This window comes from Streptococcus sp. UBA3373 (genome assembly GCF_002360305.1).
GTDB classification, from domain to species: Bacteria; Bacillota; Bacilli; order Lactobacillales; family Streptococcaceae; genus Streptococcus; species Streptococcus alactolyticus.
This window is the reverse complement of sequence record NZ_DEQF01000011.1, coordinates 43,283-68,331: the sequence shown is the minus strand read 5'-3', so window position 1 is coordinate 68,331 and position 25,049 is coordinate 43,283. Positions and strand designations below refer to the sequence as shown.

General features: G+C 42.2%; 20 protein-coding genes and 2 pseudogenes. 14 read left to right on the top strand and 8 right to left on the bottom strand.

Features of this window, described 5'->3' with window-relative positions; genetic code table 11:
• The 3 genes and pseudogenes from B3R79_RS01950 (at nt 1) to thrS (ending at nt 3,586) form a co-directional block, all read left to right on the top strand.
• On the top strand, nt 1–1,332 hold the full coding sequence (locus B3R79_RS01950) for a glycosyltransferase family 4 protein (RefSeq protein ID WP_293693449.1): 1,332 nt from the start codon (nt 1–3) through the stop codon (nt 1,330–1,332).
• Between the two features lie 126 nt (nt 1,333–1,458).
• A pseudogene (locus B3R79_RS07430) lies at nt 1,459–1,650 on the top strand (hypothetical protein).
• Entirely contained in the window at nt 1,643–3,586 is a 1,944-nt protein-coding gene (gene thrS / locus B3R79_RS01945; RefSeq protein WP_154455471.1) for a threonine--tRNA ligase, read from the top strand. The pseudogene B3R79_RS07430 and the gene thrS overlap by 8 nt, the downstream one beginning before the upstream one ends.
• Before the next feature lie 147 nt (nt 3,587–3,733).
• Here thrS and B3R79_RS01940 read toward each other — a convergent pair whose 3' ends face one another.
• Nucleotides 3,734–5,503, bottom strand: coding sequence for an oleate hydratase (locus B3R79_RS01940; RefSeq protein ID WP_168260489.1), 1,770 nt, complete (start codon nt 5,501–5,503; stop codon nt 3,734–3,736).
• A 114-nt stretch (nt 5,504–5,617) separates the two neighbouring features.
• Entirely contained in the window at nt 5,618–6,136 is a 519-nt protein-coding gene (locus B3R79_RS01935; RefSeq protein WP_168260490.1) for a TetR/AcrR family transcriptional regulator, read from the bottom strand.
• A gap of 172 nt (nt 6,137–6,308) precedes the next feature.
• Here B3R79_RS01935 and B3R79_RS01930 point away from each other — a divergent pair.
• The 3 genes and pseudogenes from B3R79_RS01930 to B3R79_RS01920 all read left to right on the top strand — a co-directional run bounded on the left by B3R79_RS01930 (nt 6,309) and on the right by B3R79_RS01920 (nt 9,243).
• Nucleotides 6,309–6,990 (top strand): annotated as a pseudogene (locus tag B3R79_RS01930) (response regulator transcription factor).
• A gap of 39 nt (nt 6,991–7,029) precedes the next feature.
• Nucleotides 7,030–8,454 (top strand): sensor histidine kinase, encoded by a 1,425-nt coding sequence (locus B3R79_RS01925; protein ID WP_293693447.1) that lies wholly within the window; start codon nt 7,030–7,032, stop codon nt 8,452–8,454.
• A gap of 180 nt (nt 8,455–8,634) precedes the next feature.
• Nucleotides 8,635–9,243 carry a TVP38/TMEM64 family protein gene (locus B3R79_RS01920; RefSeq protein WP_293693490.1) on the top strand — a complete coding sequence of 203 codons (609 nt, stop codon included), beginning with the start codon at nt 8,635–8,637 and terminating at the stop codon, nt 9,241–9,243.
• A gap of 42 nt (nt 9,244–9,285) precedes the next feature.
• Here B3R79_RS01920 and B3R79_RS01915 read toward each other — a convergent pair whose 3' ends face one another.
• Genes B3R79_RS01915 through B3R79_RS01900 form a run of 4 tightly spaced genes read right to left on the bottom strand, consistent with a single transcriptional unit; the run spans nt 9,286 to nt 12,249 of the window.
• A complete protein-coding gene (locus tag B3R79_RS01915; protein ID WP_293693445.1) occupies nt 9,286–9,933 on the bottom strand; it encodes an amino acid ABC transporter permease in 648 nt (215 codons plus the stop codon).
• A gap of 11 nt (nt 9,934–9,944) precedes the next feature.
• Nucleotides 9,945–10,643 (bottom strand): amino acid ABC transporter permease, encoded by a 699-nt coding sequence (locus tag B3R79_RS01910; RefSeq protein WP_293693443.1) that lies wholly within the window; start codon nt 10,641–10,643, stop codon nt 9,945–9,947.
• Between the two features lie 14 nt (nt 10,644–10,657).
• Entirely contained in the window at nt 10,658–11,470 is an 813-nt protein-coding gene (locus B3R79_RS01905) for a transporter substrate-binding domain-containing protein (RefSeq protein ID WP_293693441.1), read from the bottom strand.
• Nucleotides 11,471–11,484: 14 nt separating this feature from the next.
• Nucleotides 11,485–12,249, bottom strand: a complete 765-nt coding sequence (locus tag B3R79_RS01900; protein ID WP_204984283.1) for an amino acid ABC transporter ATP-binding protein — start codon at nt 12,247–12,249, stop codon at nt 11,485–11,487.
• A 290-nt stretch (nt 12,250–12,539) separates the two neighbouring features.
• Here B3R79_RS01900 and yycF point away from each other — a divergent pair, with 290 nt between their 5' ends.
• The 8 genes from yycF (at nt 12,540) to ftsY (ending at nt 23,286) form a co-directional block, all read left to right on the top strand.
• Nucleotides 12,540–13,250 (top strand): response regulator YycF, encoded by a 711-nt coding sequence (gene yycF, locus B3R79_RS01895; protein WP_293693438.1) that lies wholly within the window; start codon nt 12,540–12,542, stop codon nt 13,248–13,250.
• A complete protein-coding gene (gene vicK / locus B3R79_RS01890; RefSeq protein ID WP_293693436.1) occupies nt 13,243–14,586 on the top strand; it encodes a cell wall metabolism sensor histidine kinase VicK in 1,344 nt (447 codons plus the stop codon). The genes yycF and vicK overlap by 8 nt, the downstream gene beginning before the upstream one ends.
• Nucleotides 14,587–15,396 (top strand): MBL fold metallo-hydrolase, encoded by an 810-nt coding sequence (locus B3R79_RS01885; RefSeq protein ID WP_293693434.1) that lies wholly within the window; start codon nt 14,587–14,589, stop codon nt 15,394–15,396.
• 204 nt (nt 15,397–15,600) lie between these two features.
• Nucleotides 15,601–16,287, top strand: a complete 687-nt coding sequence (gene rnc / locus B3R79_RS01880; RefSeq protein ID WP_167829298.1) for a ribonuclease III — start codon at nt 15,601–15,603, stop codon at nt 16,285–16,287.
• 111 nt (nt 16,288–16,398) lie between these two features.
• On the top strand, nt 16,399–19,938 hold the full coding sequence (smc, locus tag B3R79_RS01875; protein ID WP_293693432.1) for a chromosome segregation protein SMC: 3,540 nt from the start codon (nt 16,399–16,401) through the stop codon (nt 19,936–19,938).
• A gap of 161 nt (nt 19,939–20,099) precedes the next feature.
• The gene (locus B3R79_RS01870) at nt 20,100–20,900 is read left to right on the top strand and encodes a Cof-type HAD-IIB family hydrolase (RefSeq protein ID WP_154455021.1); all 801 of its coding nucleotides are present in this window, start codon (nt 20,100–20,102) and stop codon (nt 20,898–20,900) included.
• Nucleotides 20,897–21,715: a Cof-type HAD-IIB family hydrolase gene (locus B3R79_RS01865; RefSeq protein WP_269725548.1), complete on the top strand. Its 819-nt coding sequence runs from the start codon at nt 20,897–20,899 to the stop codon at nt 21,713–21,715. The genes B3R79_RS01870 and B3R79_RS01865 overlap by 4 nt, the downstream gene beginning before the upstream one ends.
• A 50-nt stretch (nt 21,716–21,765) precedes the next feature.
• Nucleotides 21,766–23,286, top strand: coding sequence for a signal recognition particle-docking protein FtsY (gene ftsY, locus B3R79_RS01860; RefSeq protein ID WP_293693430.1), 1,521 nt, complete (start codon nt 21,766–21,768; stop codon nt 23,284–23,286).
• Between the two features lie 45 nt (nt 23,287–23,331).
• Here the strand turns inward: ftsY and B3R79_RS01855 are convergent, their stop codons facing one another.
• Together B3R79_RS01855 and B3R79_RS01850 are read right to left on the bottom strand one after the other, a co-directional pair.
• Entirely contained in the window at nt 23,332–24,144 is an 813-nt protein-coding gene (locus tag B3R79_RS01855) for a TIGR03943 family putative permease subunit (RefSeq protein WP_293693428.1), read from the bottom strand.
• Complete coding sequence (locus B3R79_RS01850) at nt 24,141–25,046, bottom strand: permease (protein ID WP_154455025.1); 906 nt, start codon at nt 25,044–25,046, stop codon at nt 24,141–24,143. Before B3R79_RS01850 ends, B3R79_RS01855 begins: the two co-directional genes overlap by 4 nt.
• Nucleotides 25,047–25,049 lie beyond the last annotated feature (3 nt).

The window sequence follows — 25,049 nt, the reverse complement described above, 5'->3', positions numbered from 1 at the left end:
ATGAGAGTAGGTCTGTTTACGGATACTTATTTTCCGCAGGTATCAGGAGTTGCAACGAGTATTCGTACCCTAAAAGAAGAGTTAGAAAAAGCAGGGCACGAGGTTTATATTTTTACAACAACCGATAAAGCGGTGAAACGTTACGAAGATCCCACAATTATTCGTTTGCCAAGTGTTCCTTTTGTGTCGTTTACCGACCGTCGCGTGGCTTACCGTGGCTTGATTTCAACCTACAAAATCGCCAAACAATACAAATTGGACATTATTCACACGCAGACCGAATTTAGCGTTGGGATGTTAGGAAAAATGATCGCAGCGGCCTTGCGTATTCCTGCCGTCCATACCTATCACACCCAATACGAAGATTATGTGGGTTATATTGCAAATGGGAAAATCATCAAACCAGGCATGGTCAAATACATCATGCGTGGCTATTTGAATGACTTGGATGGGGTTATTTGCCCATCACGTATTGTTTTAAATCTTTTGGATGACTATCATATCAAAATCCCTAAACGTGTCGTTCCAACAGGCATCCGTGTGGCTGAATACGAACGAGATGACATCACCGCTGAAGACACCAAGGTTTTACGTGACAAATTAGGGTTGGCTGATGATGACATTATGTTGCTTAGCTTGTCTAGGGTTTCTTACGAGAAAAACATTCAAGCTGTTCTAAAACATTTGCCAGAGGTCTTGTCTGAAAACAAGCACGTCAAATTGGTTATTGCTGGTGATGGGCCTTACTTGAAAGACTTGCAGCAGCAAGCAAAAGAGCTGGGTATTGAGGACGCGGTTATTTTTACAGGTATGGTGCCACATGATGAAACGGTCTTGTATTACAAAACCTGCGATTTTTTCATCTCAGCTTCAACCAGTGAAACCCAAGGTTTGACTTATACAGAAAGTTTGGCGAGCGGAACACCAGTGATTGCACATGGTAATCCTTACTTGGATGACGTGATTGACCACAAGATGTTTGGAACCCTGTTTTACCGTGAGGATGATTTGGCGGACGCTATTTTAGATGCGATTGCAGACACGCCACCGATGAACCCTAAAGCCTATCAAGAAAAGTTGTATGATATTTCAGCTGAGCATTTTGGCAAATCGGTCTATGAATTTTACTTGGATGTCTTGATTTCAGCACGTAACAAGAAAAAAGAAAAAATTTCCATGACCATTCGTCGCAAGGAAAAACGTTCTGTCCATATTGCCCGTTCTGCTAGAGATTTGCCAAGAAGAGTGGCGAAATCAACAGCTAAAACGTCTGTCAAGGTTCTCAAAGCCCCAGGACGCATGATTCAATCTATCCGTGATTTTTTAGATTAGATTCCTTGAAAAATAAAATAATCGTGCTATAATAACTAACGAAGACAAGTTGAACAAGAACCAACCTTTAGAGCGAGTGCCGGCTGGTGAGAAGGGCACAGGGTTGACTGCTTCAATACTACTTCCTTGTTTTTATGCAAACATAAAACGGTAGCTACGATATAGCTGATCTGAGGTTCATGGCATTTTTTGTCGTGGATAAATGAAGGTGGAACCACGTTACGACGTCCTTTTGGGATGTCGTTTTTCTTTTATCCTGAGATGCTTGATAACCTTCTAACACTTGTAACCAATATAAAAGGAGATAGATATGGTTAACATTACTTTTCCAGACGGCGCTGTACGTGAATTTGAATCTGGCGTGACAACATTTGAAATCGCGCAAAGCATCAGCAATTCATTAGCCAAAAAAGCTTTGGCAGGTAAATTAAACGGTAAATTGATTGACACAACGCGTGCCATTACAGAAGACGGTAGTCTTGAAATCGTGACACCTGATCACGAAGATGCCTTGCCAATCTTGCGTCACTCTGCAGCTCACCTCTTTGCACAAGCTGCACGACGTCTTTTCCCTGATATTCATCTTGGTGTTGGTCCTGCTATCCAAGATGGTTTCTACTACGATACTGATAATGCTGCTGGTCAAATCACTGATGAAGACCTTCCTCGTATCGAAGAAGAAATGAAAAAAATTGTTAAAGAAAACTACCCATGTATTCGTCAAGAAGTGACTAAAGACGAAGCGCGTGAAATCTTCAAAAATGACCCTTACAAACTTGAATTGATTGAAGAACATTCAGAAGATGAAGGTGGTTTGACTATTTATTCACAAGGGGAATTCACAGACCTTTGTCGTGGCCCACACGTCCCAAGTACTGGTCGCATCCAAGTTTTCCACTTGTTGAACGTAGCGGGTGCTTACTGGCGTGGTAACAGTGACAATGCGATGATGCAACGTGTTTATGGTACAGCTTGGTTTGATAAAAAAGATTTGAAAGCTTACCTCAAACAACGTGAAGAAGCCAAAGAACGTGACCACCGTAAACTTGGTAAAGAACTTGACTTGTTCATGATTTCACAAGAAGTTGGTCAAGGGTTGCCATTCTGGTTGCCAGACGGAGCAACTATTCGTCGTACGTTGGAACGCTATATTGTGGATAAAGAAATCGCAGCTGGTTATCAACATGTTTACACACCACCAATTGCTTCTGTTGACCTTTACAAAACATCAGGTCACTGGGACCACTACCGTGAAGACATGTTCCCAACAATGGATATGGGTGATGGCGAATCATTTGTGCTTCGTCCAATGAACTGCCCACACCACATCGAAGTTTACAAACACCACGTGCATTCTTACCGTGAATTGCCAATTCGTATCGCTGAAATTGGTATGATGCACCGTTACGAAAAATCTGGTGCTCTTACTGGTTTGCAACGTGTGCGTGAAATGTCATTGAATGACGGCCATACCTTTGTGACACCTGAACAAATCCAAGACGAATTCAAACGTACCCTCCAATTGATTATTGATGTGTATGAAGATTTCAACTTGACTGATTACCGTTTCCGTTTGTCATACCGTGACCCTAAAGATACTCACAAATACTATGACAACGATGAAATGTGGGAAAATGCTCAAAGCATGTTGAAAGCTGCCATGGACGACATGGGCTTGGATTACTTTGAAGCAGAAGGTGAAGCTGCTTTTTATGGACCAAAACTTGATATCCAAGTGAAAACTGCCCTTGGTAATGAAGAAACCCTTTCAACTATCCAATTGGATTTCCTTCTTCCAGAACGTTTTGACCTTAAATACATCGGTGCTGATGGTGAAGAACACCGTCCAGTCATGATTCACCGTGGGGTTATCTCAACTATGGAACGCTTCACAGCCATCTTGATTGAAAATTACAAAGGGGCTTTCCCAACTTGGCTTGCTCCACACCAAGTGACTGTTATCCCAGTATCTAACGAAGCACATATTGATTACGCTTGGGAAGTAGCTAAAATCTTGCGTGATAAAGGGGTTCGTGCTGACGTGGACGAACGTAACGAAAAAATGCAACTTAAAATCCGTCAAAGCCAAACCAAGAAAATTCCTTACCAATTGATTGTTGGGGATAAAGAAATGGCTGACAAGACTGTCAATGTTCGTCGTTACGGTAGCAAACAAACCCACACAGAAAGTGTTGATGCCTTTGTGGAAAACATTTTGGCAGATATTGCTCGCAAATCTCGTCCAGCTAAATAAGGCATTTGCTCAATGGACCAGAAACACTCGAAAGCTTAGACTTTTGGGTGTTTTCTTTTCCTCAAAATCAGCTAACAAAAAAGACTCCACTTTACGTGGAGCCTATTTGAATAGTTTGAACAGAGTTTTCTACGATATACAGGATAATTACAATAAGTGATATTCGTGGAAGAGTTCTTCGATATAAGTGCCCTTAATCTTCTTGAGGGTTTCTTTAAGAATGACTCTTTCAGCCCAAGGAAGGTCAAGTTCATCCAATGATTTTTGGTCGTTCAAGTAATAGAAGGCGTTTAATAGCATGCGCACGTCAAAGGCAGAAGCGAATACTTCTGGCACACCACGGTCAACATGTAACAAGGTGTAAACAGCTTCCATAGCGGTTCGAACAGAGTATTCTGTTGTAAAGACAGTATCTCTTGGGGTTTCGGCGTAATTTCCGATAAAGGCAAGGTTTTTACTGTGTTTTGGAACAACTAATGGACGATCCTTGCTACCACGTGGCATGAAGTAAGTGGTGATGTACGGCATGTGACAGGGAATGGTTGACGCAGCACTGGCAATGTCTTCAATTTGGTCTTCTGGCACACCAATATGGTAAAGCCATTCTTCACAAAGTTCCTTACCGCTACATTCATCAGGACGTTTGGCAATGTAATTACCTTCGCGGTCAGTGTAAAGAGCGTAGAGCCAAACAACAAGTTCATTTTCTTTTTGAACTTGGAAGTGTGGTTGACGGCTGATAGAATAACCTAACAACCAGTTAGAATCCTTGATACTGGTTGGTCCACTTGTAACGATAGAACCGCTGTAAGGGTCCTTATGGTTGATGTTTTCAATGTAAGGAGCCACGCGTTTATCTTTGAAAGTGATTGTCGCAGAAATGGTCCAGTTGCTATCAGGAATGTTTTCACAGAATTTTTCAGGGTGACCGAAGTCGCTATCTTGAGCGGCTAATTTCTTCCAAAGTTCCCAGCTGGCACCAAGTGGATGTTCGACAGGAGCAGGGTGGTCATTGTCACCAAAGGTAGAACTTTCAGTGATCGAACCATTTGTAACAAAGACAAGGTCGTCTTTGCTCAATGAAAGGCTTTCGCGTTCACCATCTTTAACCCATTCAATTTTAGTGGCGATCTTATCATTTCCAGAGCGGTTGACCAAGATGTTGGTAACGGTTGTATTGTATTGGAAATCAACGCCTTTTTCTTTCAAGAAGTGAACAAGAGGCAAAATCAATGATTCGTATTGATTGTATTTGGTAAATCGAAGAGATGAAAGGTTCTTCAATGTCCCAACGTGTTGGATGAAACGCATGAGGTAACGACGCATTTCCATCGCACTTGCCCAAGGTTCAAAGGCAAACATGGTACTCCAATAAAGCCAGAAGTTTGATTCAAAGAATTCATCGCTAAAGACTTGATTGATTTGGACATCGTCTAGTTGGCTTTCGGGTGTCAAAATCAAGTGAATGATTTCTTTAATAGCTTTTTCAGAAAGGGTTAATTGACCATCGTCAGGAATGGCTTTACCACGTTGATGAATGGCACGTGTCTTAGCATAACTAGGGTCTTCTTTGTTTAACCAGTAAAATTCATCCAAAATAGAATGTTCAGGATTGTCTAAAGATGGAATGGAACGGAATAAATCCCAAAGCACTTCAAAGTGAGGTTCCATTTCACGCCCACCACGGATGACATAGCCTAAACGTTCATTTTTAATCCCATCCATGCTACCACCTGGTAGCCCTAATTGTTCAAGGATGTGGATGCGTTCGCCTGGCATTTGTGCATCACGGATAAGGAAAACAGCTGTTGACAAGGCAGCTAGACCTCCACCGACAATGTAAGCCGATTTGTTATCGACATCTTCAGGTTTTTTAGGACGAGCAAAAGCTTCGTAATTACCATTTGAATAATACATACATGTCAACTCCTTATCTAAATTCATTCTCATTAAACCCCATTTTGAGAAAAGAGAACATAGACAAAGTGTGGAAAGTGTATAGATGTTAGACACTTTGGTAGATATGTCTAGTTATAATGGCTCAAGGACACGGCTGATGTGTTGCGCTAATGCTTCAGGATTTTCTTTTAAGCCAGAATCAATCCAGTCTAAAACAAAACCGACCAAAGCGTATTTGTAAAAATTCACACGGTAATCTAGCTCTGTTCCGCTCAAGTTTGGGTGTTTTTCTTGTACGATTGGCTTGATAAAGCGGTAAATGCGGTCATATAAAAAATGCTCCAGATAATTGCGGTTTACAGAATAATAGGTGTTGCAGACAAATTGCCGATTGTCTTGAATGTAATGAAAAATAGCCAAAAGCTCTTCTTGCCAGGTGCCTGAGTTGGCAGCTTGATTTAAAATCGTATCCCCATCCATGATGTAAATACGCTCCAAAAGGTCGTACAAATCATTGAAATGGTAGTAAAAAGTTTGGCGGTTGACATTGAGCTTTTTGACCAATTCGGTAACGGTCACCTTATCAAAGGATTTGTCCTGCATGATGTCTTTTAAGGCCTTGGCAAAGGCACGTTCTGTTAAATTATTCATAATGTCCTTTCTTGATTCGGTCTTCATTGTATCATGATTTGCCTAGAAAAACCTGAAAAAAGAGAAGTCTCTTGCGGTATGGTATAATAAGATGATTAGAAATACGAAAACGCTTTTAAAGAGATGATATGGGCATTTTAGGATAAAGAGAAAAAGATTGAGGAGGTTGATCATGGCAAGGGTTTATGTGGCAGATGATGAGAAGAATATTCGGGACTTGATTGCTTCTTTTTTGTGTGAACAAAGTTTAGAGGTAGAGGTGTTTGAAACAGGGACCAGTTGTTTTTGCGCTTTTTGGAGGAAGAAGCGGATGTAATTATTTTGGATGTGATGATGCCAGGCACCAGTGGCATAGACATTGCTGCTCGTATTCGAAAACAATCAGATGTTCCGATTATCTTGTTGACGGCGCGTGATGGGGACGAGGACTTTTTGCAGGGCTTTTCAGCAGGGGCAGATGATTATTTTACCAAACCGTTTTCCCCTTTGAAATTAAGCTTGCGGGTGAAGGCGATTTTGAACCGTCATGCCACGAGTTCTAAAAAAAGCGACGCGGATGTGATTGCCTACGAAGGCTTGACCTTATCAGAAAAAGAACGGCTTGTCCTTTACAAGAAAGTCCCATTGAAACTGACCAATACAGAATTTGAGTTGTTGAAAATGCTCCTCAAACATCAAGAGGAGGCCATTTCTCGCAAGACCTGCTCCAGCAGATTTGGGGTTATGAGGAAGATGTGGAAACGCGTGTGACAGATGACACCATCAAACGCTTGCGAAAAAAATTGAGGGAGGTTGACAGTCATGTCCTTATTGAAATGGTTTGGGGTTACGGCTTCAAACTCACCAAGAAATAAGAAGAGTCAGCTAAGGGCAGACGATTTTGGCAGCGACAGGTGCGTTTTCGCACAACTTTGTTTGTGCAACCTCTAGCCATTCTCATGCTGTCATTTATCATGATTTTGCTGGTTTTTAACACGCTTTTGCGTATTTTTATCGCTGAGCAAGCCATTACGGCAATGCAAATGCAGTACGCCACTCTGGATGCCTATCATTCAGGGGAAAAATCACCTCAGAAAACCACGGGCAATATTTTTGAAACCACTTATGTAATCGTAGATGACCAATTTGACATTCAGTACATTTCGGCTTCTTTGTACGATTTATCAGAAAAGACGATTTCCAAAAAAGTGGTCGATGATTTTATCAATCACCCCAAGGCAGATTGGTCCTATCGGGAGTCGTCCAATTATTTTCTAGCGCAATTGCACCAATTTCGAAAAGTCAGGGTAGATGGCGCCAGCTACATGGTCAAGATGAAAAGTTATTCTGGGCAATTAGAGGGAAATTATATTGCCAAAAGTGACGCTCAATCGTCTAAATATTATGTGTTTGTATTTGCTAATGTTACTCCCATCGAAGAATTTGAATCCTACATTAACATCTTGTTGTTGGTGGTCATGGTGATTGTGGGCTTGGTAGCTAACCTTAGCATTTATGTGACCTCACGAAAATTGGACCGCAATTTTAGCAATCTCAAATCTTATATTTTACGCCTTGGTAATCGGGAAAAAATGGAGGACGACCCATATTTTGCCTACCATGAATTTAACGAGGTCCGCGAAACAGTGAACCACATGAGTGATTTGATTGACGCCAACCAACGCAGCCAGCAGCTCTTCTTTCAAAATTCCTCTCATGAATTGCGGACGCCTCTCATGTCTATTCAAGGTTATGCTGAAGGGATTCGCGAGGGGATTATCCCCAATACGCAAGAAGCAGCTGGTATTATTGTTGATGAGAGTGATAAAATGGCTCATTTGGTTGAGGATATGCTGACCCTATCCAAGATGGAATCTATTCAAACCCAGTTGCATCTGGAGCCTATAAACATCACAGATTTGCTTTATGACGTGACTTGGCGATTAAAAGCGGCCGCAGATGAGCGTGGCCTTGTCTTTGTGCACCACTTTAGTTCTGAAGAAGTCATGATAGAGGGTGATGAGAAGCTATTGGAACGCGCTGTTTCAAATATTGTGTCCAATGCTATCCGTTATGACAACAAGTACCTGACTATTTCAGTTGAGCAGCTGGAAACGGGTGTTCGTATCGAGCTGGCAAATGACGGTGAACCCATTGCTGCAGATGATCTTGAGCATCTTTTTGAACGCTTTTACAAGAGCAAATCAGGGCAATTTGGGCTCGGTTTAGCCATCACTAAAGAAATCATCGAACGTCATCAAGGCACGATAAGAGCCACTTCTAACGAGGAGAAAACCTGCTTTATCATTGATTTGCTAAATACCCAAAAGCATCTATGAGTTTTCATGGGTGCTTTTATCGTCGCAAATGCCAAAAAACTTGCCACAATTTTGCCGCAACTTTTCAAGACTTTGACCAAGATTTCTAAAAGAGCCTTAGGTTATAATAGAACCATACGGCAACGGTGTTCTTGTTAAAAGAATACCACGTAGAAATCGAATAGAACGCGAGGAGATATGATGACACAAGTTGGCAAACAACGACAATACATTCAAATCTTAACAGGTATCGGAGTGGTGATTTCGATTGCCTTGTTCATTTTCTTTCAGCAACACCAAAGTTACTTTCAGGTGGGCGGCGCTTTCCAACAATACCTCGGTCAAATGGGCTTACTAGCACCCATTATTTTTATCCTAGCACAAATGGTTCAGGTGGTTTACCCTATTATTCCTGGGGGCATGACTAGCGTCATTGGTTACATTGCGTTTGGTCCAGTTTGGGGCTTTGTCTATAACCTCACAGGTATCTTTTTAGGGTCCCTCATGGCTTTTGCCTTGGCAAGACGTTACGGGGAAAATTTTGCCAGAGCCTTTGTTTCAGAAGAAACGTATAACAAATACATTGGTTACTTGGATAAAAACGATGGTAAATTTTATGAGAAATTTCTAGGTATTGCCTTTGCTCTCACTGGTTTTCCCGATGATTTTTTGTGCATGGTTTCAGGTTTATCCCAAATGACTTTTAAGCGATTTACCTTGATTTTCTTGCTGACAAAGCCAGTCACCTTGTACCTATATACCATCGTTGCTTACCAAGGCTTTGGCTACTTGCTTGCCTTGTTGCGTTAATAAAAAAGCTTATTCAAATGAATAAGCTTTTTTGATAGGTTTTTATTCGGCCGCTTTTTCCCATTTTTTGGCTAGTCGTCTTGAGAAAGTTGAAATCGAAAAGTTGATAACAAAGTAAATCGCTGTGATAAACGCATACAAGGTAAAGACTTGACTAGGTTCAAAATAGCGTCCCATCAAGATTTGGCTTTTCCCAAATAATTCTTGAATGGCGATAACCGAATACAACAATGACGTGTCTTTGATGACCGTTACAAACTGTGAGATGATAGCTGGTAGCATTTTGCGGAAGGCTTGAGGGAAAATGATGTAAACAAAGATTTGGAAAGAAGTCATTCCTTGTGACAAGCCAGCCTCGGTTTGCCCTTTATCGACCCCATTTAGCCCACCACGGATGATTTCAGCTAAAGCCGCAGAGGTAAAGACGGTAAATGCCGTAATCCCAGCTGGAGTGGATTTCATTTGGAAAACCAAGAAAATGATGAAAATCCAAAGCAAGTTAGGAACGTTACGGACAAATTCGATGTAAATGCTTGAAATGATGCGAAGAACAGGATTTTTCCCATTACGCATCACGGCTAAAACTGTTCCAATAAGCGTTGATAAAATAATGGAAATAAATGAAATATAAAGCGTTAGCTGTAATCCTTGGAGGATAAAGCTAATATTCGTCGGTGTTAATACTGACATTTAGATTCCTCCTAAAGTGAATATGAGCGTTTGTTCTTTTCTTCTCGACGGCGTGCCCAAGTTGCAAGTGGGAAACACATGATGAAGTAAAGAACCGCCGCTCCAGCAAAGGCAGGAACGTAGTTAGTTGTTTCATAGGCCCAAGCTTTGGCTGTGAACATGATGTCTGCCCCAGAAATGATGGCAACCGTTGACGTATTTTTGATAAGGTTTACCACTTGGTTAGTCAACGGTGGTAAAATCGTTCGCACCGCTTGTGGCAAAATGATGAGGCTCATGGTTTGATTGTAGCTAAAACCTTGTGATAGGGCAGCTTCTGTTTGCCCTTTTGGCACGGCTTCAATCCCAGAACGGATAACCTCAGTGATATAAGCCCCGTGGTAAATGCCCACACATAAAACCGCTGTGAAAAAGGTTGAAATCATGATAGCCCCATTTGAGATAATGGCAAGTCCATAATACACAAACACGAATTGGACCAGCAGTGGGGTATTTTGGAAAATCTCAACATAAACCCGTGCAATCCCTTTTAAGACCTTGCTTTTAGACGAAGACATGGCACCAAAAACGACGCCCAGCAAAAAGGCTAAAATCAAGGCACAGGCTGACATACTCAAAGTATATAGAAACCCTTTTGCAAATTCACCGAAATTGGCAAAGAAATCTGCCCAACGTGAGAGTGCAAAAGGACTAGACGTTAATAAAAACATACGTTTCTCCTTTCTTAATTCTCGCTCGGTGTTGCAGGTGTTAGATGATATTTGTCATATAATTTTTGCAACTCTCCGTCAGCTTTCCATTCTGAAAGCAAGGTGTTGATATCGTTAATCAAGCCTTGGTTGGCTTTGGTCGCCGCGATACCATATTCTTGGACGTTAAATCCTTGGCTAAGGATTTTGGTTTTCTTGCTGACGTAACCACTCAAGATAGACTTATCCACAGAAAAAGCGTTGATGCGGTTAGCATAAAGCGAAATAGCCAACTCAGGATAAGAACCCAATTGCACAAATTTAAATTTGAGATGGTGGGCTTTGCCGTATTCTTCAATAGCTGCTTTGGTTGTTGAACCTTGTGCCACCCCAATAGTCAAGCCATTTAAATCGTCAATGGTTTTATAGCCTTTTGAACGGTCAACAAGGAAGCCAATCTCATCGTAGTAGTAAGGCTCTGAAATGGCATAAGATGCTTGACGTTCTTTGGTAATGGTATAAGTCGCAATCAAAATATCAATTTGCCCATTGTCCAAAAGGGCTTCACGCGTTTGAGCTGTTACGGGTGTGAATTCTACTTTCACGCCTAATTGTTTAGCGATTTTTTTCCCTAAATCAATTTCGAGCCCTTCGTATTGGCCAGCCTCGGCAGAATAATAACCAAAGTTTGGCACGTCTTGTTTGACCCCAACTTTTAACACGCCTGCTTTTTGGATTTTTTGAATGGCTTCTAAACTGCTATCGTCTGCTCTGACCTTACTTGAAAACAGGGTCAAGCTGATCAGTGCCACAACAGCGACAACTAGCATTCTGGTTAATTTCTTCATATCAGTGAACTCCTTTATTCTTGGGCAACATTGTCGCTGGTATGATTGATGACTTTACTTAAGAATTGTTTGGCGCGAGGCTCAGTTGGGTTGTCAAAGAAGCCTTTGACGTCTGTGGTATCCACTAGAATTTTACCTTCTGCCATGAAGATGATGCGGTCCGCCACTTCGCGCGCAAAGCCCATTTCGTGGGTTACGACAATCATGTTCATGCCTTCTTTGGCAAGGTTTTGCATAATGGCAAGCACGTCCCCAATCGTTTCAGGGTCAAGGGCTGAAGTCGGTTCGTCAAATAAGAGCAATTCAGGCTGCATGGCTAATCCACGAGCGATAGCCACACGTTGTTTTTGCCCACCAGAAAGCATCCCTGGGTAAGAATCTTTGCGGTCCCACATATTCACATAAGTCAAATATTTTTGAGCGATTTCTTCAGCTTCTTGTTTTGATTTTCCAAGAACCTTCATAGGAGCCAAAGTAACATTTTCTAACACGGTTTTGTGAGGGTAGAGGTTGAAGTGTTGAAAGACCATGCCGACTTCTTTGCGGAGTTGCACAAGGTCTTTAGCAGACGCATTTACCAATTTATGCCCGTTGACTTTTAAGCTACCTGTTTCGATAGATTCCAAGGCGTTCATGGTACGAATGAGGGTTGACTTCCCAGAACCAGACGGTCCTAAAAGCACCACGACTTGTCCTTTCTCGATTTCTAGGTTAATATTTCTAAGCGCATGGTAATCACCATAGTATTTTTCAACGTTTTTAAATTCAATAAGTGCCACGAGTATCTCCTTTTTAAGATAGAAATAGTTAGATGTAAGCATATCTAACATAAGGGGTAAGTTAATGATATCATAGAGGGTCTTAATTGTCAATTATTTTCAGAAAATTTAAATAATGTGTAACAATAGATATGGTGTTATCGTCAAAAAAGAGGCAAGTAAGCAAACAAGGTGATCAATATTTCCAATTGAATTCGAAATTTGTTATAATCAAGGGTAGCAGTTAGGACAATCGCTTACCGATTGTGGTGTGAGAATTTTTGAATTGTTGAAGAATGAAGAGGTGGCATATGAAAAAAATTCTTATTATTGATGATGAAAAACCGATTTCGGATATTATTAAATTTAATTTGAACAAGGAAGGTTATGAAACCATCACGGCTTTTGATGGTCGTGAAGCCTTGAAGAAATTTGAGGACGAATCGCCTGATTTGATTATTTTGGACTTGATGTTGCCAGAATTAGACGGACTTGAAGTGGCTAAGGAAGTTCGTAAAACGAGCCACATTCCGATTATCATGCTATCGGCTAAAGATAGTGAGTTTGATAAGGTTATTGGTTTGGAAATTGGGGCCGATGATTATGTGACTAAACCATTTTCAAATCGTGAGTTGTTGGCGCGTGTGAAGGCTCACTTGCGACGCACGGAAAACATTGAAAGTGCCGTGGCTGAGGAAAATGCCTCAACAACTGGTTCTGAAATTGTGATTGGGGATTTGGAGATTTTGCCAGATGCTTTTGTTGCTCAAAAACGTGGGGAAGATATCGAATTGACCCACCGTGAATTTGAATTATTGCATCATTTGGCAACCCACATGGGACAAGTGATGACGCGTGAATATTTGTTGGAAACGGTTTGGGGCTATGATTATTTCGGCGATGTTCGTACTGTTGACGTGACGATTCGTCGCTTGCGTGAAAAAATCGAAGACACGCCTAGCCGACCTGAATACATTTTGACCCGACGTGGTGTTGGTTATTACATGAAATCTTATGAATAAGGTAATGTTAGATTATTTTGAGCAAACGCTCCTCTTTCTTTTAGCTTTTGTAGCGGTTTATTTTGTGTATTTAGCGATTCGTGATTACCGCACGTCTCTTAATATCAGGCGTTTAAGCGGTAAGGTGCGAGAGCTGATTACAGGACAATATTCAGAAGACATTGTTATCAAAAAAGATAGAGATTTAGCAGAATTAGCAGCGCAATTAAATGATTTGTCAACCGTCTTTCGCTTAGCCCAAGAAAATTTAGCCCAAGAAAAAAATCGTTTAGCCAGCATCTTGTCTTACATGACCGATGGGGTGCTTGCTACGGACCGTGCGGGCAATATCACCATGATTAACCAAACGGCGCAGCAGCAGCTGAATTTGGAGCGCGTGGAGGCTTTGAAACTTAATATCATTGATATTTTAGGGTCGGACAGTCATTACACTTATCATGATTTGGTGTCAAAGACGCCTGAGATTGTTTTAAACCGTCGGGACGAAACGGGTGAATTTATCACCTTGCGTATTAGATTTGCCTTAAATCGCTATGATAGTGGCTTTATTTCAGGGCTTATTGCCGTTTTGCACGACACAACTGAGCAGGAAAAAGAAGACAGGGAGCGTCGCCTCTTTGTTTCCAATGTCAGTCACGAGTTGCGGACACCCTTGACCTCTGTCAAATCGTATCTGGAAGCTTTGGACGAGGGAGCGCTGAAAGAAGATATTGCCCCTAGCTTTATCAAGGTGTCTTTGGATGAAACTAATCGCATGATTCGCATGATTTCGGACTTGCTCAACCTATCGCGGATTGATAATCAGACGGTTCGTCTGGAAGTAGAAGTGACCAATTTTACAGCTTTTATGACCTCGATTTTGAACCGTTTTGACCAAATCAAAAACCAAGATACCATTAGTGGCAAGTATTACGAGATTGTGCGTGATTACCCTATCAAGCCCATTTGGCTGGAAATTGACACAGATAAAATGACGCAAGTCTTGGATAACATTTTAAACAATGCTATCAAGTATTCGCCAGATGGTGGCAAAATTACGGTGAAAATGCGGACGACAGAAACCCAGTTAATCATTTCCATTTCTGATGAGGGGCTTGGGATTCCGAAAAAAGATTTGCCGCTTATCTTTGACCGTTTCTACCGTGTGGATAAGGCAAGAAGCCGTTCCCAAGGTGGTTCAGGGCTTGGTTTAGCTATTGCCAAGGAAATTGTCAAACAACACAAGGGCTTTATTTGGGCACAAAGTACATATGGAAAGGGCTCAACCTTTACGATTGTACTTCCATATGAAAAAGATTCTGAAGTTTATGATGAATGGGAGGACGATGAAGAATAGATGTCAGACAGTAGTTTTAAATATAGTATTTTAGCTTCTGGTTCAACAGGAAATTCCTTTTATGTCGAAACGCCTAAAAAGCGTTTTTTAATCGATGCGGGGTTGACAGGTAAGAAAATCACGAGTTTGCTGGCTGAAATTGACCGTAAGCCAGAGGATTTGGATGCTATCTTTATCACTCACGAGCACTCTGACCATATTAAGGGTGTTGGGGTTCTAGCGCGTCGCTATCACCTTGACATCTATGCCAATGAAAAAACGTGGGAAACCATTGATAGCCGCCAAATGATTGGGAAATTGGACAATGTGCAAAAGCACGTTTTTGAACGTGGCAAACTCATGACCTTTGGTGACATTGATATCGAAAGTTTTGGGGTTAGTCATGACGCTGTGGACCCTCAATTTTACCGTTTGATGAAGGATGATAAGTCTTTTGTCTTGTTGACAGATACGGGTTATGTGAGTGACCGCATGGCTGGTATGATTGAAAATGCCGATGGTTATCTCATTGAAGCCAATCACGATGTGGATATTTTGCGTTCAGGAGCCTATCCTTGGAGTTTGAAACAACGCATTTTGTCTGACAAGGGACACTTGTCCAATGAGGACGGTGCCCAAACCATGATTCGCACCATTGGTAACCGCACGAAAAAGATTTACCTAGGGCATTTGAGCAAGGAAAATAATATTACAGAATTGGCGCACATGACCATGGAAAATAATCTCATGCAGGCTGATTTTGGGGTAGGAAATGACATGACGGTCCATGATACTTCACCAGATGAAGCGACGCCATTAACAATTCTTTAAACAAAGCAAAGCTAGGTCAACCGCCTTTTGGTTACTAGCTTTTTTAGATTGTGGAGATATTTCAAGCGAAATTGCGATTGGCTCAACATTTTTCACGACTTTTTGGTATAATAAAAAGGTCTATAACACTGTTTGTTAAGATGTGTGACAGGCAGCTTTTGTTGATGTCGGCGTTGCTAGGTCTATGTTGAAGGGAGATTTGTTGTGCAAGCTTTAAATGAAAAACTGAAGCAAGAATTTGGAATCGATTTCAAGGATAAGACGTTGTTGGAAACAGCCTTTACCCACACTTCTTATGCCAATGAACATCGTCTCCTAAACATTTCACATAATGAGCGCTTGGAATTTTTAGGAGACGCCGTTCTTCAATTATTGATTTCACAATACTTATTTAAAAAATACCCTAAAAAACCCGAAGGGGATTTGTCAAAAATGCGTTCCATGATTGTTCGTGAGGAATCATTGGCTGGTTTTTCACGTTATTGTGGTTTTGATGCCTACATCAAATTAGGCAATGGCGAAGAAAAATCAGGCGGTCGCCACCGTGACACGATTTTAGGGGATTTGTTTGAAGCCTTTCTTGGTGCTTTATTGATGGACCAAGGTGTTGAGGCGGTCAATGCCTTTTTGAACAAGGTCATGATTCCCCAAGTCGAAAAGGGTAATTTTGAACGTGTCAAAGACTACAAAACCACTCTTCAAGAATTGCTGCAAGGGCAAGGTGATGTGAGCATTGATTACCGTGTGTCTAATGAATCAGGTCCTGCCCATGCCAAGGTCTTTGAAGTGACGGTATTTGTTAATGATGAAGCCAAAAGCAAAGGTATTGGCAAGTCGAAAAAATTAGCGGAACAAGATGCCGCCAAAAATGCTTTAGACGCGTTGCAATAACTGTTTTGAAAGGAATTACGAAGGGCAATGCTCACCTATTGCAAGTGTTGAGCTGACTGTTTGAAGAGTCGTTCATGCTTTCTTAGGTGTGTTTGCCTTTTTTGTTTGATTATGCACTTAAAAGAAATCGAGATGCAAGGGTTCAAATCTTTTGCAGATAAAACACTGGTCAGCTTTGACAAAGGGGTGACGGCGATTGTCGGACCTAATGGGTCTGGAAAATCCAATATCACCGAAAGTCTGCGTTGGGCGCTAGGAGAATCCTCTGCCAAAAGCTTGCGCGGTGGCAAGATGCCGGATGTCATTTTTGCAGGTACAGAAACACGTAAAGCCCTCAATTACGCTCAGGTAACCGTGGTGCTGGATAATTCAGATGGTTTTATCCCACAAGCTAAGGAAACCATTCGCATTGAGCGTCGGATTTACCGTAGTGGCGATAGTGAGTATTTGATTGACGGGCGCAAGGTTCGTTTGCGTGATATTCACGATTTGTTCATGGATACGGGCTTGGGTCGGGATTCTTTTTCAATCATTTCCCAAGGGCGTGTGGAGGAGATTTTCAATAGCAAACCCGAAGAACGTCGGGCTATTTTTGAAGAGGCTGCGGGTGTGTTGAAATACAAGACACGTAAGAAAGAAACGCAGACCAAACTCAATCAAACGCAAGACAATCTAGACCGCTTGGAAGATATTATTTATGAATTGGACACGCAAATCGTGCCTTTAGAAAGACAAGCTCAGGTTGCCCAGCAGTTTCTGGTTTTTGAAGAGGAACGCAAGCAACTGCAGTTGAGTATTTTGGTTGAGGATATTCAAACAGATCAAGCTCAGTTGGAGCAGTTGAAGAGTTCTCTGGCGACTGTGCAGACAGATTTGTCGGCTTTTTATGCTCAGCAAGAGCATTTGGAAAAGAAAAATCATGCCTTAAAAGACAAACGTCGCCAGTTGTCTGAAGCCATTTCCAAGGGGCAAGATGACTTGATGCTTGTCACGAAAACTTTAGCTGATGTCGCTCATCAGATGGATTTGATTACCCTCGAATCCAGCCAAAAAGAAGAGAAAAAACAAGCCACAAGTAGCCAATTACAGGAATTGAAAGCTACGCAAAGCCAATTGCAAGAAGAAGTGACACAAAAGAAAGAACACTTAAAGCAATTAAACGAGCAATTGAGCACTACGCGTTCGCAAATCAAGCACTTGGAAGCAGAGTTGCAGCAATTTTTATCGGACCCAGACCAAGTGATTGAGCATTTGCGTGAAGAATTTGTCGGCTTGATGCAAAAAGAGGCAGAGTTGTCCAACCGATTGACCGCGACCTTGGCGGACATGGATAATCAAAAACAATTATCGGCATCCAAGTCCGAAGAACTCTCAAAAACGCAGGCTAATTTAGCAAGCTTGCAAGAAGAAGCTAAGGCTGCTTTGGCGCATTTTGAAGCCTCTCGTCAAGACGTTAAGGACTTGCTAGATACTTATCAAAAGGTACAGCAAGAAACCAATCAGCTTGAAAAAGACTACCACAGCCAACAAGACAAACTCTTTGACCAATTGGATGTGATCAAGTCCAAAGAAGCCAGACAGGCCAGCTTAGCCTCTATTTTGAAAAATCACAGCCAGTTTTACACTGGTGTTAAGGCTGTTTTGCAAGCTTCAGCTCAGCTAGGTGGCATTATTGGTGCGGTGAGTGAGCACTTGACCTTTGACAAACATTACCAGACGGCACTTGAAATTGCCCTTGGAGGAGCAAGCCAGCACGTCATTGTAGAAGATGAGGCATCTGCGAAACGTTCCATTGATTTTCTGAAGAAAAAACGTCAAGGGCGAGCAACTTTCTTACCACTCACAACCATTAAGCCAAGACACCTATCTGCTCAAAACCGTTCACTACTAAAAGGTAGTCAAGGCTTTTTAGGTGTAGCCAGCGACTTGGTTGCTGTGGAGTCACGTCTAGATACCATTTTCCAGAATTTACTGGGAACGACGGCTATTTTTGATACAGTAGACCACGCCAATCAAGCAGCCCGCCGTTTGCATTATCAGGTGCGTTTGGTAACCCTAGATGGAACCGAAATCCGTCCAGGCGGTTCTTTTTCAGGTGGTGCCAATCGTCAAAATAACACGATGTTCATCAAGCCTGAATTGGATTACCTTGTGGCTGAATTGGGAGAATTGCGAAGCTTGCAGTTGCAACAAGAAAAGCAGGTTCAATCCTTGCAAGAACGCTTGAAAGCTCAACAAGAACGCCTGAAACAATTAAAAGCAGACAGCGAACAGGCACGATTTGCAGAGCAAAAGGCAGAGCTGGAATACCAGCAATTGGCAGAACGTTTGACTGATGTTAAGCAACTTTACCAACGTTTGCAAGCCTCAGAAGGTGCGCAAGACGATGTGGCCTTGCAGGAACAAAAAGCCAAACTGGAAGCTGATTTGCAGGCTATTGCTGAACGTAAAGAAGCCTTGAACCTTGAAATTGAGCAGATTAAAGAAAACAAGCAAGCCACCACGCAAAAAGTAGCCAGCCTGCGTCAGCAATTGTCACAGGAAACCTTAACAGAGCGTGATTTATTGAGTGAGCGAAAATTTGAGTCTGCCAATAAAACTCGCCTCGAAGTGACTTTGGCTGAAAAGAAAGAAGAAATTGAGCGCTTGGAGCAATTTTTGGCAACGACCAAAGACGACAATCAGTTGGAACGCTTGCCTATTTTGCAAAAGCAACAAGAAGCTGCTCAGGCCAAAAAATCAGAGCTTGACAAACAACTGGTTAGCCAACGCTTCGAATTGGAAGACTGCGAGGCACAGCTGGAAGAATTGGCTAATTTGATGACGCGTGAAAATCAGAAAAACGAGGATTTGATTCGTCAGCAAGCTAGCCTAGAAGCTCAAATCAGCCAAGTATCTAGCCGCCTGCGTCAATTTGCTCAAGACTTATCTGAGGATTACCAATTTACCTTGGAGGACGCCAAACAAGCCAGCCAAGCCATTGAGGACATGCCACGTGCTCGCCAATGCTTGCAAGACTTGCATCGTCAAATCAAGGCTTTGGGGCCTGTCAATCTGGATTCTATTGAGCAATATCAAGGAGTCAAGGAACGTCTGACCTTCCTAAACACGCAAAAAGACGACTTGATTCATTCCAAAGATTTGCTTTTGGGAACCATCAACGATATGGATGACGAAGTGAAAACGCGTTTCCAAACGACTTTCAATGCCATTCGTGAGTCCTTCAAACTAACCTTCCGCCAAATGTTTGGTGGTGGTTCGGCTGAATTGTCTTTGACGGATGACAATGTGTTGACCGCTGGGGTTGAGATTTCGGTGCAACCACCCGGCAAAAAAATCCAATCTTTGAATTTGATGTCGGGGGGAGAAAAAGCCCTGTCTGCTTTGGCTCTGCTCTTTTCAATCATCCGCATCAAGACCATTCCGTTTGTGATTTTGGATGAGGTAGAGGCTGCCTTGGACGAAGCCAATGTCAAACGTTTCGGGGATTACCTAAACCGTTTTGACCAATCCAGCCAATTCATCGTGGTAACCCACCGTAAGGGAACCATGGCTGCCGCAGATAGCATTTACGGCGTTACCATGCAAGAATCAGGCATTTCCCGCATCGTTTCGGTCAAATTAAAAGAGGCTGAAAACCTTGTGAACTAGCCTTTACAAAGAGAATAGAATGAATCCCAGCTGCTAACAGTTGGGGTTTTTAGGTCAATAGGAGTGTTAGATGTAAAAGTTTTAAAAGAATGCTGTATTCACAAGAAAATTAGAGTGTTTTTTGATAAAATAGGCTTATACGATTCTTTAGGAGTGTAATAATGATAAAGTTAGTAGCAACAGATATGGACGGTACGTTTTTAAACCGACAAGGTTCTTTTGATAAGGCAAGGTTGCGTGCTGTTTTAGATGATTTTGCTCAAAAAGGGATTTTATTTGCGGCAGCCAGTGGTCGTCCACTTTTGGCTTTGGAAAAAATGTTTGCGGATTACCATCATCAGATGGCTTTCATCGCTGAAAATGGTACCTTGGTCAAGGCTGATGGTTCTATTATCTTTGAATCAGGCCTCAGCAAGCCAGCTTATTTGGACATCATTGATACTTTATTGGAAAATCCCTACCTGTCAGGCTACGATTTTTTGTTATCAGGCGAAAAAGGAGCGTATTTGCACCAAAAAGCGAGCGATGAATACGCTCACTTCATTAGCCACTATTATGAAAATGTTCAACGTGTGCCAAATCTAGCACACATAGAAGATGCTATTTTGAAAGTAACGGCGAATTTTTCAGGTGATACGGTGCGTCAAGGTGAGGCTTGGTTTAATCAACGAGTGGATTTTGCGCGAGCTGTTACCACAGGGTTTAAATCGGTGGATATCATAGATAGTCGTGTCAACAAACGCACGGGTCTGGAAGCCCTTTGCCAAGCTTTTGAGATTGATAGCAGTGAAGTGCTTGCCTTTGGAGATAACCTCAACGATTTTGAAATGATGGGATTTGCTGGCACAGCCATCGCCACACAAAATGCCCGCCCAGAAATCAAAAACATCTCGGATGAAGTCATCGGAGATTGTGATGAAGAGGTTGTCATGACTTACATGGAAAGGTTGGCTAAACCATGACAGAGATAAAATTATTGGCTTTGGACTTGGATGGCACGCTTTTTGACAGTCAAAAGGTGGTGTCAGAGGAAAATAAACAAGCCTTGCGTGCAGCACGTGACAAGGGGGTAAAAGTTGTCATCACAACAGGTCGCCCCTTAAAAGCTGTTGAGGATTTGTTGGACGAATTGGATTTAATATCAGATGAGGATTACATCATCACCTTCAACGGCGGTTTGGTGCAAAAAACCAATGGGAAGATTTTGGATAAAAGCCAACTGACACGCGACCAATTGCGGCGTTTGCATGGGGCCTTGGAACCTCTAGGTTTGCCTTTTGACGTGCTTAGTGATGGCATCGTGTACAGTCTTCCTAGTCAGGGCAATCATTCTCATTACCCGCAGGCCAACCCAAAACTTACCTTTGTGGAGTTAGATAGTTTTGATGAGATTCCAAAAGATGTTATTTACAACAAGGTGGTCAGCGTGACCGATCCTGAATTTTTGGATAAGCAAATTTTGCAGCTGCCAAAAGACTTGTATGAGGCATTTGAAATCTTTAAATCACGTGAGATTATTTTGGAAATGATGCCAAAAGGCGTTCACAAAGCAGCGGGCTTGCAGCAATTGATTGATCATCTAGGCTTCTTGCCTGAACAAGTGATGGCTATGGGGGATGAGGAAAATGATCTTTCCATGCTTAAATGGGCTGGCCTAGGTGTTGCCATGGCTAATGCTGTTCCTAAAGTCAAAGCCATCGCAAACCACACAACCACCCGCACCAATGAAGAATCAGGTGTTGCAGAAACTATCGAAGAATACATTTTAAAGGCGTAAATAGAAAGGAAGCGATAGGGCATCGGCTCTGTTGCCTTTGGTAATAGAATATGGGATTATTTGACCGTTTATTTAGAAATCGACGAAAAGACGAGGAAGTTGAAGACAAGCAGGTTGAGGAAACTGTTGTGGAAACCGAGGAGGTGACTGACACCCCTGAGGAAGGAAAAACAGAAGAAACAAGCACAGAAGCCTCTGACCTCACCTCAACAACAGAAGACACACAAGACGAAGCAGTGGAAGAAACAGAAGAAACGGATTCTACCCCAGCTGAAACTATCTTAGAAACTGTTGAAATCACGGAAGATGAGGATAATTCAGCAGATTTTGAGGAAACTGTGGAAACCCTTGCGGAAAACGAAGAAATGGTTTCAGAACCTTCTGAGGAACTTTCAGAAATAAAAGAAGTCATTTCTGAATCAACTGAAGAAGTTGCTGAAAAGATGACTTCTGACTCATCAGAAGATCTTTCTGAAAATGCAGCAGAAGCTGACCCGCATTTTTCAAATGTCATGGCAGATTATTACGCTAAAAAAGCTGCAGCTAAGGAAGCCTTGGAACGTGGCGAAAGCATCTCATTTGAGCCAATCAGCACACGTCAAGAAGAGCCAGAAGCAGAACCTGAAGTAGTGGCAGAGTCTGTTGAAACGGAAGAAGAAAAATACAACCGCAGCCTTAAGAAAACCCGTACTGGTTTCAGCGCGCGTTTGAATGCCTTTCTGGCCAATTTCCGCCGAGTGGACGAGGAATTCTTTGAAGAATTGGAAGAAATGCTGATTTTGTCTGACGTGGGTGTCAATGTGGCAACCCAGCTTACGGAAGAGTTGCGTTATGAGGCAAAATTGGAAAATGCCAAGAAAGCTGATGATTTAAAACGTGTCATCATTGAAAAATTGGTTGATATTTACGAAAAAGATGGCGTCTTTAATGAAAAAATCAATTTCCAAGACGGTTTGACCGTTATGCTCTTTGTCGGTGTTAATGGTGTCGGAAAGACCACTTCTATCGGGAAATTAGCTTATAAATACAAGCAAGAAGGCAAAAAAGTCATGCTGGTTGCCGCGGATACGTTCCGTGCAGGTGCGGTGGCTCAGTTGGTTGAGTGGGGACATCGAGTGGACGTGCCAGTTATCACAGGACCTGAAAAAGCTGACCCAGCCTCAGTCGTCTTTGACGGTATGGAAAAAGCTGTCGCTGAAAACGTTGATATTCTTATGATTGACACGGCAGGACGTCTGCAAAACAAAGACAACCTCATGGCTGAGCTTGAAAAAATAGGGCGTATTATCAAGCGTGTGGTTCCTGATGCGCCGCATGAAACCTTGTTGGCTCTTGATGCCTCAACAGGTCAAAATGCTCTCAGCCAAGCCAAAGAATTTTCAAAAATCACACCTTTGACGGGGCTTATCCTAACCAAGATTGACGGAACAGCCAAGGGTGGTGTTGTTCTTGCCATTCGTCAAGAATTAGATATTCCTGTTAAACTCATTGGTTTTGGTGAAAAAATCGATGACATCGGTGAATTTGATTCAGAAGACTTCATGCGTGGTCTTTTGGAAGGCATTATCTAAGAAGAACAAAAAAATTCCTACAACCTTAGTTGTAGGAATTTTTCGTTAAAAGACGCGGTAAACATAAGGATTCTTAGGTTCGTTTGTCTTTTTCATCTCGGTAATGTGTAAAACAGGCAAGGTCTGCTCAAGCGTTTGATTGTACTCAAGGCTGATAGTACCTGTGGCTATAATCCACGTGTTATTTGGGTAACTCGTGTCGTTACCTGTTGTCAATAAGCCATAAACACCAGAGTCAGCAATACAGTGAATGATACCAAAACGGAATAAGAATTGATACCCCTCGTGTCCAGGCTCGTTGTAAACAAAGCCTGTGTAGGTGATTTCGCGTCCCATGAAGGCGTCAGGATAGACGTAGATAAGTTCCATGACTTCCATGTAGTTATCCGTCGTGATTTTAACAGGTCCTGTACCCTCGTATTGTTTTAATTCCTTTTGCATTTCTTTTTTATAAGCAGATGAGGTGAAATACAAGCTGGTATCAGGTTTGAGGTATTGAACGGTGGTGCCGTCCTCGCTGACTGTTCCAGCAGAGCCAGCCGCTAGGGGAAAATGGTAACCCTTGGCAGATACCGTTGTCGAATCAAGGGTGACTGTCGGAATCAACAAACCAACCAAAACAGGAATAGCTAAAATAATAGGACTAGCGAATTTGGCCAATTTGCCCTGCAAATGACTGTGGAGCTCCATATTTTTCACCCAAATGACCAGCTGGACAATGGCTAAAACAAAGGAAAGCACCATGGAAATATAGGCTAAATAAGCGTAGTGAGTATTGATGTATTGGTCCAATTTTCCTGAGAGTTGGAGGTACATGGACAATTCAAAATACCCCACAAGAATGATAAAACGAATCATGCTATTACCCCCACCACCAAACAATAAACAATGATAATTGCTGTTGAAACGCTAATAAATTGGATGATAAAAGAGGTTTTGAAAGAATGCAGCATCATCATGAGGTTTTTGATATCCACCATAGGTCCAATCAAGAGAAAGGCTAAAATAGGTGCCGTTCCAAAAGTGGACAGTAGAGATGCTCCGATAAAGGCATCCGCCTCGCTACAAAGGGACAAAATGAAAGCCAGTAGCATCATGACTAAAATTGCCGTCAAAGCATTGCCCCCAATTTGTGTCAACAGACGTGTTGGCAAATAAATTTGCATTCCTGAGGCTACCAAGGTCCCAAAAACCAAGTAGCGCCCAGTGTCGAAAAATTCATCAATCGCGTGAGCTAGGGCGAGGAAAATTTTGCGGTACCAGGTTTCGCCAGAATAATCGTGGAAATGCGTTGGTTTGGCATTGGCTTTGAGGATGTTTTCATCTACCACAAAACCAAGCATGATACCAAGCGTCAAGGCAACGATAATGGCCCCCAGCAACCTCAGCCATAAAAAGCGCCAGCTATTTCCAAAAGCCGAATAAGTGGCAAAGAGGACGATGGGGTTGATGATAGGTGCTGTTGCCAAGAAAGGAACAGCGGTGTAACTCGGTACTTTTTTCTCTAAAAAGCGCGTAATGATGGGCACAATCCCACATTCACACGAGGGAAAAATAAAACCAATAAAGGTTCCAAACAAGATGCGTAAGAAACGATTGCGGGGCAAAAAACGCTGCACCAAATCAGGTGTGATGTAAACTTCAATAAATCCCGACAAAATCGTTCCCAACAAGACAAAAGGCAGCGCCTCAATGATAATGGAGATGAAAATCGCAAACCATTGCAAAACGCTGGTTGGTAACTGATTAAAGATAGCCATAAG

Bases quoted from the DNA above. Each gene is read 5' to 3' on its own strand.
- yycF (WP_293693438.1), top strand. From the start codon at position 12,540: ATGAAAAAAATTCTTATTATTGATGATGAAAAACCGATTTCGGATATT.
- smc (WP_293693432.1), top strand. From the start codon at position 16,399: ATGCACTTAAAAGAAATCGAGATGCAAGGGTTCAAATCTTTTGCAGAT.
- B3R79_RS01950 (WP_293693449.1), top strand. From the start codon at position 1: ATGAGAGTAGGTCTGTTTACGGATACTTATTTTCCGCAGGTATCAGGA.
- B3R79_RS01910 (WP_293693443.1), bottom strand. From the start codon at position 10,643: ATGTTTTTATTAACGTCTAGTCCTTTTGCACTCTCACGTTGGGCAGAT.
- thrS (WP_154455471.1), top strand. From the start codon at position 1,643: ATGGTTAACATTACTTTTCCAGACGGCGCTGTACGTGAATTTGAATCT.
- vicK (WP_293693436.1), top strand. From the start codon at position 13,243: ATGAATAAGGTAATGTTAGATTATTTTGAGCAAACGCTCCTCTTTCTT.
- B3R79_RS01920 (WP_293693490.1), top strand. From the start codon at position 8,635: ATGACACAAGTTGGCAAACAACGACAATACATTCAAATCTTAACAGGT.
- ftsY (WP_293693430.1), top strand. From the start codon at position 21,766: ATGGGATTATTTGACCGTTTATTTAGAAATCGACGAAAAGACGAGGAA.
- B3R79_RS01865 (WP_269725548.1), top strand. From the start codon at position 20,897: ATGACAGAGATAAAATTATTGGCTTTGGACTTGGATGGCACGCTTTTT.
- B3R79_RS01855 (WP_293693428.1), bottom strand. From the start codon at position 24,144: ATGATTCGTTTTATCATTCTTGTGGGGTATTTTGAATTGTCCATGTAC.
- B3R79_RS01940 (WP_168260489.1), bottom strand. From the start codon at position 5,503: ATGTATTATTCAAATGGTAATTACGAAGCTTTTGCTCGTCCTAAAAAA.
- B3R79_RS01885 (WP_293693434.1), top strand. From the start codon at position 14,587: ATGTCAGACAGTAGTTTTAAATATAGTATTTTAGCTTCTGGTTCAACA.
- B3R79_RS01870 (WP_154455021.1), top strand. From the start codon at position 20,100: ATGATAAAGTTAGTAGCAACAGATATGGACGGTACGTTTTTAAACCGA.
- B3R79_RS01915 (WP_293693445.1), bottom strand. From the start codon at position 9,933: ATGTCAGTATTAACACCGACGAATATTAGCTTTATCCTCCAAGGATTA.
- B3R79_RS01935 (WP_168260490.1), bottom strand. From the start codon at position 6,136: ATGAATAATTTAACAGAACGTGCCTTTGCCAAGGCCTTAAAAGACATC.
- B3R79_RS01905 (WP_293693441.1), bottom strand. From the start codon at position 11,470: ATGAAGAAATTAACCAGAATGCTAGTTGTCGCTGTTGTGGCACTGATC.
- B3R79_RS01850 (WP_154455025.1), bottom strand. From the start codon at position 25,046: ATGGCTATCTTTAATCAGTTACCAACCAGCGTTTTGCAATGGTTTGCG.